Below are 11,864 nucleotides of genomic sequence, written 5' to 3' on the forward strand. Positions count from 1 at the left end.
CACCCATCCCGCCCTGCCTCTGCCCAGCCACGCAGGGCGTTTCGATAAGGAGTCCGGCATGGCATGGCTATCGCCCAAGCCTCCGCGCCTGAGCGCCTGGCAGCAGGCCTTGCTGGCCGGGGATCCCGCCGAAGCCCTGCGCCTGGGCGAAGAAATGCCCGTGGCCCTGCGCGAATGCCTGGAACAGGGCCTCAGGCCCGCGCCACCACCGACTGAACGGATTCCCCTACGCCTGCTGTTCGAACGCCTGGAAGCGCTGCAACGGCATGCCCGGCAGGCCATCGACCTGACCGAGAACGGCCTGGCGGAAATCGCCGCACGCAGCGGCGAACAGCTCACCTTCCTCGACCATACCCGTGGTTTCCTGGATGACAGCAGCCGCAGCGCCGACGGCCTGCGCAGCGAGACCCAGGAGGAATTGGACGGCACCCGGCGCTTCTTCTCCGAACAATTCGACGGCCTGCTGCAGGTCATCGAAGAACGCGCCAAAGCCTCGCACAACGTGATCCAGGCGATCGACGACATCGGTCGCACGGTACAACTGCTGTCGATCAACGCCGCCATCGAAGCGGCCCATGCCGGCGATGCCGGGCGCGGTTTCTCGGTGGTCGCCACGGAAATCCGCGACCTCTCCCTGCGTACCCAGGCCAACGCCAGGCAGGCCTTCGAACAGATCGACATGAGCCATATCAGCCAACGCCTGAACGCGCTGCTGGAGGCCGCCGCCAGCCGCCTGGAACAGCTCAGCGCCCGGGTCGACGGCTCGCTCTCGACCCTCGGCGACCTGCTCGGCCAGATGAGTGCGCGCCTGGATGAAATAGAAGGCAACAACCGTATCATCGCCGCCGGCGTGCGTCTCGGGCAGAGCGCCGACCAGCAGTTGCGCGCCCATGGCAACTGGAGCAGCGCGCTGCTCAGCGACCTGGACTCGATCTATGCCAAGCCGGATGCAGAGGCTCGCAGCCACGACCTGCAACGCCTGCTGCATGAAGAACGCCTGCACGCCGACCCCGGCTACGATCGACTGGCGGACATCCGCGCACGCGGTGAACTGCGCATCGCCATCGAGCCGGCATTCAAGGGGCTGTCGTTCCGCACCGCGCCCGGCAAGCCGCTGCAAGGCCTGGATGCGGAACTGGCGCGCGCCTTCGCCCGCTCGCTGGGTGTCGAATGCCGTTTTATCGAACACCCCTGGGACCGCTGCCTGCAGTTGCTGGAAAGCGGCGCCCAGCGCCGCGACAACGAGGCCGACCTGGTCTGGAGCGCCATGCCGCCGATGCCCGGCTACGACCAGGTGGCCTTCTCCACACCCTATGTGTTCCTGCCCTACGTACTCGCCAAGCGCAGCGGCGACTTGCGTATCCAGTCCGCGCAAGACCTGCGCGGCAAGGTGCTCGGCTGCATCAACGACCCCGCGGCGATTTCCACCCTGGAGGAGCGCGGCCTGCGCTGGCAGGCCAACCGCGGCAAACCGGGCGGGAGCATCGAACTGGCCAACCTGCTGACCTACAGCGACCAGAGCCTGATCCACGACTGCCTGGCCGACGGCACCGTCGACGCCTTCGCCGTCGACCTGCCGATCTACCACTGGGCCTGCAACGGCGACGGCAGCCCCTGGCGCGGCAAACTGGAAATCCTCCCCGGCAACCTCAGCCCGCAGTTGTGGTTCTACTCGGTGGCGGTGGCCAACCAGGCCTGCAACGCCAGCCTGCTGGCGGCGTTGAACGCCTTTATCGGTAACTACCGCAACCAGCCGGCCTATCGCGAGCTGGTGCAGCGCTGGCTCGGCAAGGTCTACGATGACGCCCACTGGCAGTTCGCCACCGGCGTGCACGATGCCGACAGCCTGGCCGTGAACGAACCCTGAACACCCCTCGACGACCAAGGAGTCCGGCATGCTCGAACGCCCCAGCCTGTATATCGATGGCCAATGGTGCGCGCCGGTTGGCGGCGGCGCCTTCGAGGTATTCGACCCCAGTGACGCAAGCCTGCTGGCCCGGGTTGCCGCCGCCGGCGCCGATGATGTCGCACTGGCGGTGCAGGCGGCGCGGCGCGCCTTCGACAGCGGTCCCTGGCCGCGCCTGCCCGGCCACGAGCGCGCCGCCGTGCTGCGGCGCATCGCCGAAGGCATTCGCGCACGCCAGGAGGAACTGGCGATCCTCGAAGTCCGCGACAACGGCAAGCCGCTGCCGGAAGCGCAATGGGACATCGCCGACGCCGCCGGCTGCTTCGACTTCTATGCCGGGCTGGCCGAACGCCTGGATGGCGAAGAGCGCGAGGTGCCCCTCGGCGACGAGCGCTTCCGCGCCAGCGTGGTACGCGAACCGGTCGGCGTGGCGGCGGCGGTGATCCCCTGGAACTATCCACTGCTGATGGCCGCCTGGAAGGTCGCGCCAGCCCTGGCCGCCGGCTGCTGCATGTTGCTCAAGCCGTCGGAGCTGACACCACTGACCGCCCTCGAACTGGCGCGCATCGCCGACGCGGCGGGGCTGCCCGCGGGTGTACTCAACGTCCTGCCCGGCCTCGGCAGCGAAGCCGGCGCCGCCCTGGTCGAACACCCCGGCGTGGACAAGGTAGCCTTCACCGGCAGCGTCCCCACCGGTAGCCGGATCATGCGGGCCGCCGCCCGCGACGTGAAGAACATCAGCCTGGAACTGGGCGGCAAGTCGCCATTCCTGGTATTCGCCGACAGCGACCTGGACGCGGCGGTGGAATGGATCATGTTCGGCATCTTCTGGAACCAGGGCCAGGTCTGCTCCGCCACCTCGCGGGTGCTGGTGCAACGCTCGCTCTACCCCAGCCTGCTGGAACGGCTGGCCGAGCAGGCACGAAGGATTCGCATCGGCAACGGCCTGGAGGATGGCGTGCTGCTCGGCCCGCTGGTCAGTGCCGCACAGCACGCCAGGGTCAGCGCTGCCATCGCCCAGGGCATCGCCGACGGCGCGCGCCTGCTGTGCGGCGGCGAACCACCGGCGGATCGCCCAGCCGGCTGGTTCATGCAACCCACGGTATTCGCCGATGTACCGCTGCAAAGCGCCTTGTGGCGCGAGGAAATCTTCGGCCCGGTGGTCTGCGTCAACCCCTTCGACGACGAAACCGAAGCCGTGCGCCTGGCCAACGACAGCGAATTCGGCCTGGCCGCCGCCGTGATGTCCGCCGACCTCGAGCGCTGTGAACGGATCGCCCGCAAGCTGCAGGCCGGCATCGTCTGGATCAACTGTTCGCAACCCACCTTCAGCGAACTGCCCTGGGGCGGCGTCAAGCGCAGCGGCATCGGCCGCGAACTGGGCGAATGGGGCCTGGACAACTACCTGGAAACCAAGCAGATCACCCGTTACGAAAGCACCGAGGCATGGGGCTGGTATATGAAGTGAAGAGCGGCCACCGGGTACCTGTCTTTCCAGTAATCGCTACCGGCCTTGCAAGCCCGGGGCGCTTGGGCAAGGATCAGGTATCCCGGCGATGCGCTGTTGCGCAGGCCGCCCAGGCCGCGGCCCCAACGGCAAAGAGCCGAAAGGAGCGCTGGCGGCTGGACGCAAGAACGTGACAGCCGGTGTTCTTCACCCAGCCTCCAGGGCTTTTATCGAACAGCGGGAATCGCCCTGGCCATGGAGCCTATATGACCCTTCTCGCCCCTATCCGCGCCGTCTGCTTCGACTGGGGCGGCACCCTGATGTCGGAACAGGGCCCCGACGATATCCCCATGGCCCTCTGGCCGGCGGTCGCCCTTGTCGAAGGCGCGCTCGAATGCCTGCAGGCGCTGGATGGCCAGGTGCCGCTGGCCATCGCCAGCAATGCCTCGCTCTCGTCTCGCCCGATGGTAGAACGCGCCCTGGCGCGCGTGGGCATCGAGCGTTATTTCAGCCATATCTTCTGTTTCGTGGAGATCGGCCACAGGAAGGACCAGGCGGCCTTCTGGCAGGTCGTGGCACACGAGCTGGCAGTGCCGCTGGACAGCCTGGCCATGCTCGGCGACTCCTATGAACAGGACGCCCTCGGCCCGCGGCGCTTCGGTGTGCAGGGCGTCTGGTTCAACCCCCATGGCCGCTTGCCGAAGGGTGAAATCGCGACGCCCCAGGTGCAACGCCTGACCACCTTCTCGGCCTGGGTCACGACAGCCTTGCCGCCACCGTCCCGATAGACGAAGGCCCCGTGCGACGGGGCCTTGCCAGTGAATGCCAGCGCGCCGGGAAGCCCCCGCCCACGGCGTTGTTCAGTGCCAGTTGCGCAGGTCCCGGTCCTTGGTTTCCGGCATCAGGAACAGGCCGATGAAGAAGGTCATCACCGCCACGATGATCGGATACCAGAGGCCGTAGTAGATATCGCCGGTGGCCGCCACCATGGCGAAGGCGGTGGTCGGCAGGAAGCCGCCGAACCAGCCGTTGCCGATATGGTAGGGCAGCGACATGGCCGTGTAGCGGATGCGCGTCGGGAACAGCTCCACCAGCAGCGCCGCGATGGGGCCGTAGACCATGGTCACGAACAGCACCAGCACGGTCAGCAGCAGTACCAGCATCGGTTTGTTGATCCGTTCCGGATCGGCCTTGGCCGGGTAGCCGGCTGCACGGATGGCGTCGGTCATACTGGTGTTGAAGGCATCGGTCCGTCCCTTGAACTCTTCAGCCGACAAACCGGCCCCCGGGAAGGACGATAAGGTCCGCTCGCCGATGCGGATGCTGGCGACGGTACCGGCCGGCGCCGCTTCGTTCGAGTAGTTCACCGAGTTGCGCGCCAGGAAGCTCTTGGCGATATCGCAGGAGCTGACGAATTGCGAGGTGCCGACAGGGTTGAACTGGAACGAGCATTCGCCCGGGTCCGCCACCACGGTCACCGGCGCCGAGGCCTGCGCCTGTTCCAGCGCGGGGTTGGCGTAGTGGGTGATCAGGCTGAACAGCGGGAAGTAGGTCAGCGCCGCGACCAGGCAGCCGCCGAGGATGATCGGCTTGCGGCCGATCTTGTCGGACAGCCAGCCGAACACGATGAAGAACGGCGTACCGATCAGCAGCGAGATGGCGATCAGGATATTGGCCGTCGCCCCTTCCACCTTCAGGGTCTGGGTCAGGAAGAACAGCGCGTAGAACTGGCCGGTGTACCAGACCACCGCCTGCCCCGCCGTGCCGCCGAACAGTGCGACCAGCGCCACCTTGGCGTTTTCCCAGCGCCCGAAGGCTTCGGTGAGCGGCGCCTTGGAGGTCTTGCCTTCCTCTTTCATGCGCTTGAACACCGGGCTCTCGTTCAGGGTCAGGCGAATCCACACCGAGACGCCGAGCAGCACGATGGACAGCAGGAAGGGGATGCGCCAGCCCCAGGCGGCGAATTCTTCCTCGCCGAGCCAGGTGCGGGTGCCGAGGATGACCAGCAGCGAGAGGAACAGGCCGAGGGTCGCGGTGGTCTGGATCCACGCGGTGTAGAAGCCCCGCCGGCCATGTGGCGCATGCTCGGCGACATAGGTCGCCGCGCCGCCGTACTCGCCGCCGAGCGCCAGCCCCTGGAACAGCCGCAGGATCACCAGGATGATCGGCGCCGCCATGCCCCAGGCCGCGTAGGAAGGCAGGATGCCGACGATGAAGGTCGACAGGCCCATGATCAGGATGGTGATGAGGAAGGTGTACTTGCGTCCGACCAGGTCGCCCAGGCGGCCAAAGAAAATCGCACCGAACGGACGCACCGCGAAGCCGGCGGCGAAGGCCATGAGCGCGAAGATGAAGGCGGCCGTAGGATTGACGCCCGAGAAGAACTGCGCCGCGATGATCGCCGAGAGCGATCCGTACAGGTAGAAGTCGTACCACTCGAAAACGGTGCCGAGGGAAGAGGCGAAAATGACTTTCCGCTCCTCCGCCGTCATCGGCCTGGCCGGTTCATGTGCACCGTCTGTCGTTGCTGCGCTCATGGCTGCCTCCATGACGCCCACTCGGCCAGAGCGTGAATCGCCCTGTACCCGGACGTCTTTCTTGTGATTGTTCTGTCAGGGAGGCTAGACGGGAGAATGGCAACCAGCACTAGACATTGGTCTAGGAGCTGTTGACGTTTCGGCATGGGTGGCCGGATCGAGGCACAAGTGGACCGCCGAAAAGCGCTTGGCTGGCGGCTGAACGAGCGGCACACGGCGCCAGCTCTTTCGTCCAGCGTTCAGCCGTCAGCGCTTTTAATCGAAGGCCGAAGGCCGCTTGTGCCTCGAAGAAGCCCGTCCGGAGGGCTGAATTGGAAATATATTTCCATCCGAATCAATGAGTTAAAGCGAAACGCCAACAGCCCACAGGGTCTGTCGAGGTTCGGCACGACCGCGCCGGCACCTGTTGCAGGGATCATTTCTTCAAGAGATAGGCCAGTATCTCCGCCATCAACGACTGCCCCGCCAGGTAGCTCGCAACCGCTACCCCGGCCATTTCAGCGGGAGCCTGCACCCAGCGGGCGGGCGCGAGGTCGTCGGCGAACTCGGCCAGCAGGTCGGCGACGATTGTCTCGGTCATTTCCGGGTGGCACTGCAAACCGATCACCCGCCGCCCGAGCTGGAAGGCCTGGTGCCGGCAGGCCTCGCTGGAGGCGAGCAGCACGGCGCCCTCGGGCAGTTCGAAGGTTTCCCCGTGCCAGTGCAGCAGGGTCAGTTCGTCCGGGAAGCGGAAGCAACCTTCGGCCGCGCTGGCACGCCGCACCGGGAACCAGCCGATTTCCGCTTCGTCGTTGGGATGCACCGCCGCCCCCAGAGCGCTGGCGATCAGTTGCGCACCGAGGCAGACACCCAGGACCGCCACGTTGGCGGCGATGGCCGTACGCAGGAAACGCTTTTCCTCGACCAGCCAGGGCAGCGTCGCTTCGTCGTTGACGCTCATCGGCCCGCCCATGGCGACGATCAGGTCGAAGCCCTCCGGCGCGGGCAGGCGTGCGTCCGCTTCGTAGAAACGGGTATAGGACAATTGCGCGCCGCGATCGCGGAACCAGCCAGCCATGCTGCCGATATCCTCGAACGGGACGTGTTGCAGGACATGCACACGCATGGCTGTTTCCTCAGATGGTGTGTTCGGGTGTCGCCATCTTAAGGCCGACGATGCCGGCGACGATCATCGCCAGGCACAGGCTGCGCAGCACGCCGAGGTGCTCGCCCATGAACAGCATGCCATAGAGCACGGTGCCCAGGGTGCCTATGCCGACCCATACGGCATAGGCCAGCCCCAGCGGCAGCACGCGCACGGAAAGGCTCAGCAGGTAGATGCTCAAAGCCAGGAAAAAGGCGCAGTACAGGCTCGGCCATAACCGCGTGAAGCCTTCGGTACGGGGAATGATCGAGGCGTACAGCACTTCGCAGAAGCCTGCCAGCAACAGGAAGCCCCATCCATTCAGCCAGGCCATCTTTTGTCTCCATCCGGGTCCCGGCAAGTCGGGCCGCATCCATGTGGCCCTGTTCCCTTGCCCCAGGAACTCATTGCCTGGCGCCAGCAGGGCGCCAGTTATGACTCGTCGGTGGTCCGCAGGACGCGCCATGCTCTCCCTGCGCACGGCCCTCCCACCGGCTCCAACGCCATCGACAGTCGTTCAGCCCTTGGCGGTGCGTTTCTTTTTCTCCGGGTCATCGAACGGCAGGGTATGGGCCATGGCCTTGACCGCCAGGCTCCCCTGGACTTCAAGCGCTATGCCCTGTTCGGCATAGGCCGGGTCGAGGCGGGCGATGGCCATGGATTTACCGGTCAGCCGCGAGTACACGGCGCAGGTGATCACCCCGACCTGCTTGCCATCGGCCCACAGCGTGTCGCCGCCCTCGGCGGCCTTGTCGCCCTCCAGCAGCACGCCGAAGATCTTGAAGCGCTCCTTGCCCTTGAGGCGACGGTGCTCGGTGGCGCCACGGAAGTCGCCCTTGGTCGGCGACACGGTGAAGTCCAGCCCCAGCTCCCAGAGGGTGTCGCCGGCCGGCTGGTCGGCGAAGGGGTACATCTCCGAGTTGTCGTAGGGGAAGAACAGCAGGTAGCTCTCCACCCGCAGCCAGTCCAGCGCGGTGAAGGCGCAGGGGATGATGCCGAGGTCCTTGCCCTTTTCCAGGATGCTGTCCCAGATGAAGGGCGCGTCGGCGGCCTTGCAGAAGATTTCGTAGCCGCGCTCGCCGGTGTAGCCGGTGCGCGAGATCATCACCGGGCGCTCGAACAGCTTGGTCTGCAGGTGATGGAAGTACGGCAGCTCGCGGATGCCCGGCACGTGCTCGGCGAGGAAGTCCACCGCCAGCGGGCCTTGCAGCGACAGGTCGTGCAGGTCGTCGTCGAACAGTACCACCACCTGGCGGCCCATGGCCGAACGGACCAGCGACTCGTAGCCGCTGCCGGAACCGTGCACCACCATGAAGGCGTTGGGGCCGGTGCGGTAGATCACACAGTCGTCGATGAACTTGCCGCCCTCGTTGAGGATGGTGGCGTACACCGACTTGCCCGGGTAGACCTTGGAAATGTCGCGGCTGGTGGCGTATTCCAGCAGGCTCTCGGCATGCGGGCCGACGTAGTGGACCTTTTTCAGCCCGGATACGTCCATCAACCCGGCGCGGGTACGGATCGCCTCGTGCTCGTCGGCGAGGTCGCTGTCATAGGTCCAGGCGGTCCCCATGCCGCTCCAGTCCTCGAGGTTGGAACCCAGTGCGCGATGGCGATCGGCAAGGGCGGAAATGCGCCAGGAATTGGCCATGGTGATGCTCCTGTTCTGTTGTTCGATTCGGGCCCGCACGCAGGCAAGCGCTTCAGCGCCCCTCTCCCGTTCACGGCAGAGGGGCAGGTCTCGTATTCAGGCGGCCTTGGCCTCGGGGTCGAACTGGCGCAGCCAGTCCACCGCCATCTGCCGGTAGCGGGTCAGCCCCTTGTAGTCGGCCAGGGCCTCGGGCAGGTCGCGCAGGACGCGGTGCAGGCGGCAGGCCCAGGCCGGGTTGGTGGCCAGCTCTTCCAGGCTGACCAGGTAGGTGCGGATGCTGAACAACTCCGCATTGCTGCGCGGCAGGCGCGCCAGGAATTGCAGCTCGACACGCAGGTGCACCAGCTTCGCCACGTTCTCGGGCGTCACCAGACCACGCTCATGGCCCCATTCATGGAAAGTCTCCGAGGCGGTATCCAGGCGCGGGTTGATGGTCATGGTCCAGTTCAGGCGGCGCACCGGGTGGCCGACCTGGACGTTCAGCAGATACTTCAACGCCCGTTCGAACACCCCCATCTTGTGCGCCACGCCCGGTACCGGAGTGTGCCAGTCGAGGAAGCTCATACCGGCATCGAACTTGATCGACCAGTCGGCCGGGCCGGTGACCATGCCGGCATCCATGAACAGGTTGCCGTCGCGCTGGTCGAGCAGGGCGAAGTCGGCCTGGGCCTGACGGGTGATGTACTCCAGCGGCTCATACGGCAGGGTGCTGGCATCGCCGAAGGTGAACGCCTGCTCGATGCCCAGAGCGCGGTTGGTCCAGTGCCACTGGTCACCGTCGCGGTCCAGGCTGAAGTACTCCGGGTAGTCCACGGCCAGGTGGGTCATCAGCATTTCCAGGGTTTCCCAGGCGGCCAGGGCCATGTGCGGCATCACCAGGCAACGGTCCGGGTCCCGCTCCAGCACCCGGGCGCGCTCGGCCATCTCCGAGACATAGTGCTCATCGATATCGAACCAGTGCTCGAACACCGACCCCGGCTCGCGCGGCGTGGCCGGCTCGATATTCACCGAGTACATGTAGTTGTCTTCCGGGAAGGGGAAGGGAAAGCGCGCAATCGCCTGCGGGCTGTTGCTGAAGGTGAAATCGTCCCGGTAGGTTTCCAGCGGTTTCATCACGACGGACATGGCAGGTTTTCCTCAAAGATCGAGCAGCAGCGTGCTGGAGCAGCCGCCACGGGAAACACAAGGCATCAGCGCTTCGCCGCGCTGGGTTTCATCGAGGTAGTGATCCCGGTGCTCCACAACGCCGCCCAGGTAGCGCGTGGCGCACTGGCCGCAGACGCCGCCGCGGCACAGGTTGGGCACCTCGACGCCAACCCCCTCCAGCGCTTCCAGCAGGCTATGGTCGCCAGGCACTTCAAGACGCTGGCCGCTGCGCACCAGTTCCACGGTGAACGGCAGGCCCGGTTCGGGCGAGGCGAAGGCTTCCCAGTGCAGGCGCCCGTCCGACCAGCCAAGGGCCTGGGCCTGGGCGCGGATGGCGTCCAACAGGCTTTGCGGGCCGCACACATAGACATGGCTGGCCAGCGGTTGCCCCGACAGCAGCGCGGCGCAGTCAAGGCGCTGGCCGGCGGCCGCGTCATAGGCATGGAAGCGCTCGCCCAGGCGTTCGCTCAGTTCGCTCACATAGGCGTCGGTCAGCCCGCGGCGGAACGCATAGTGCAGTTCGAAGGAAGCTCCGGACGCCTGTAGCGCCGCGATATAGGACATGAAGGGGGTGATACCGATACCACCGGCCACCAGTACATGATGGCGGGCTTGCGAATGCATCGGGAACAGATTGCTCGGCACACCGATCGTCAGGCTGTCGCCCACCGCCACCTGCTCGTGCAGGTAACGCGAACCGCCGCGCGAATCGTCCTGCAGGCGCACAGCGATGCGGTAGCGCTGCGACTCGGCCGGATCGCCGAGCAGCGAATAGGCATTGCGCAGGGTGCGTCCCGGCAGCGGCACCTGCACTTGCACATGGCTGCCGGAGGAGAAGCCCGGCAAGCTGCCGGCAAGCGCTTCGAAGGTGAATTCACGCACCACCGGCGTCAACTGGCGTACGTTGGTGACCTTGACTTCCATCAGCGCGCTCATGCCCGTACCTCCCCGAATGGACGGTCGGGGTCGAGACAGACACCCATATAGGCGCCCAGGCGCGCGGAAAAGTGCTCGCGTACCAGCAGCTTGAGGCCGCAGCCGCTGCAGCAGGTCTCGCCCACTTCGGCGATATCCTGGAAGGTGGCGCAGTGCACGCAATAGAGACGCCGGCGCTCGCCCTGCTTGAACAGCTCGATTTCGTCACCGAGCAGGCCGGCCTGCCGGGCCAGGCGATGAACGTGCCAGAGGAAGGTTTCGTCGCCGACCACATACAGGCGGGTGCCAGCCTGTGCCTGCTCCAGCAGCAGTTGCAGGCGCAGGTAAAGGGCTTCGGGGTTCGGCAGGCATTCCTGCTCGATACCATCGGGCAGTTCGCCGCCCAGGCTGAGCAACAGTTTCGGTGCCGGCAGCGCCAACAGCGGCGCGGCGCTGGACGCGTCCTGCGCCACCAGCAGGCGGCGGCTGGCCGGGTGTGCGACGACCTCGGTGGCGTATCTTGGTTTACTGAACATGATGTCAGTGCTTTGCGCAGTCATTGGGTTCCTCTCCTGGGCGTTCGGCAGCGCCTGCGAGTGAATGGGTTCTGCCCGCAAAATTACTTATGAGAACTTTTTGTTCCTTAAGGGAAAGCATGGAGCGTGCCAGATTCGCTCAACCCGCGAGGCTTCTGGCATTCGCGGCATGAGCCTGCAAAAGAGGCTGTTTTCTTGCACAAAGCCGGTTCAAACACTGAAATTGCGCGCCCATTCGGCGCATGAAGGCTTTTTTTGAAGTACTGTTTTTACGGGTGAAAACGGGGTGTTTCACGGAAGTCGCCGCCTCGTGTCGACACGAGGCGGCGCAAGGGCCGGGCTGGATGCCGGCGCGGATATCAAGGCGGGTGGCGGCAGAAGGCGATCCACGGCCAGGCTGGATGTGAATGATTGGCAATGATATCCATGACCGCTGACGGTATTCAGGAAGAACTTGACTTTCCCAGGATTTTTTCGACGAGGCGCTGAAACCGGCAGCGCGCTTGCTTGCGCTTGAGCAATTGAAACAGCCGGGTTCCCCACGAGCATGCGAGTACAGGCTCGGCCCTGGCATCGCAGGATTGGGATTGGGATTGGGATTGGGGT

Annotated in this window: 10 protein-coding genes; 3 read left to right on the forward strand and 7 right to left on the reverse strand. The window is 65.6% G+C overall.

The window, feature by feature from the left end; all coding sequences use genetic code 11:
* From DNJ95_RS03810 to DNJ95_RS03820, 3 genes are all read left to right on the forward strand, one after another.
* A partial coding sequence (locus DNJ95_RS03810) for a methyl-accepting chemotaxis protein (protein WP_131183395.1) occupies window positions 1-1,867 on the forward strand: 1,867 nt, incomplete at its 5' end.
* A 28-nt stretch (window positions 1,868-1,895) separates the two neighbouring features.
* The gene (locus tag DNJ95_RS03815) at window positions 1,896-3,374 is read left to right on the forward strand and encodes an aldehyde dehydrogenase family protein (RefSeq protein ID WP_131183396.1); all 1,479 of its coding nucleotides are present in this window, start codon (window positions 1,896-1,898) and stop codon (window positions 3,372-3,374) included.
* A 245-nt stretch (window positions 3,375-3,619) separates the two neighbouring features.
* Window positions 3,620-4,141: an HAD family hydrolase gene (locus tag DNJ95_RS03820; protein WP_131183397.1), complete on the forward strand. Its 522-nt coding sequence runs from the start codon at window positions 3,620-3,622 to the stop codon at window positions 4,139-4,141.
* A 72-nt stretch (window positions 4,142-4,213) separates the two neighbouring features.
* Here DNJ95_RS03820 and DNJ95_RS03825 read toward each other — a convergent pair whose 3' ends face one another.
* The 7 genes from DNJ95_RS03825 to DNJ95_RS03855 all read right to left on the reverse strand — a co-directional run bounded on the left by DNJ95_RS03825 (window position 4,214) and on the right by DNJ95_RS03855 (window position 11,282).
* Complete coding sequence (locus tag DNJ95_RS03825; RefSeq protein ID WP_242671913.1) at window positions 4,214-5,890, reverse strand: MFS transporter; 1,677 nt, start codon at window positions 5,888-5,890, stop codon at window positions 4,214-4,216.
* A 415-nt stretch (window positions 5,891-6,305) separates the two neighbouring features.
* Complete coding sequence (locus tag DNJ95_RS03830; RefSeq protein WP_131183398.1) at window positions 6,306-6,995, reverse strand: type 1 glutamine amidotransferase; 690 nt, start codon at window positions 6,993-6,995, stop codon at window positions 6,306-6,308.
* 10 nt (window positions 6,996-7,005) lie between these two features.
* Window positions 7,006-7,347, reverse strand: a complete 342-nt coding sequence (locus DNJ95_RS03835; RefSeq protein ID WP_131183399.1) for a DMT family transporter — start codon at window positions 7,345-7,347, stop codon at window positions 7,006-7,008.
* Window positions 7,348-7,530: 183 nt separating this feature from the next.
* Window positions 7,531-8,661 (reverse strand): aminomethyl transferase family protein, encoded by a 1,131-nt coding sequence (locus DNJ95_RS03840; RefSeq protein ID WP_131183400.1) that lies wholly within the window; start codon window positions 8,659-8,661, stop codon window positions 7,531-7,533.
* A gap of 96 nt (window positions 8,662-8,757) precedes the next feature.
* Window positions 8,758-9,786: a heme-dependent oxidative N-demethylase family protein gene (locus tag DNJ95_RS03845; protein ID WP_131183401.1), complete on the reverse strand. Its 1,029-nt coding sequence runs from the start codon at window positions 9,784-9,786 to the stop codon at window positions 8,758-8,760.
* Between the two features lie 12 nt (window positions 9,787-9,798).
* On the reverse strand, window positions 9,799-10,743 hold the full coding sequence (locus tag DNJ95_RS03850; RefSeq protein WP_131183402.1) for a PDR/VanB family oxidoreductase: 945 nt from the start codon (window positions 10,741-10,743) through the stop codon (window positions 9,799-9,801).
* Entirely contained in the window at window positions 10,740-11,282 is a 543-nt protein-coding gene (locus DNJ95_RS03855) for a dimethylamine monooxygenase subunit DmmA family protein (RefSeq protein WP_131183403.1), read from the reverse strand. Before DNJ95_RS03855 ends, DNJ95_RS03850 begins: the two co-directional genes overlap by 4 nt.
* Window positions 11,283-11,864: the final 582 nt, after the last annotated feature.

Origin of the sequence: Stutzerimonas kirkiae (assembly GCF_004327335.1) — a bacterium.
GTDB lineage: Bacteria > Pseudomonadota > Gammaproteobacteria > Pseudomonadales > Pseudomonadaceae > Stutzerimonas > Stutzerimonas kirkiae.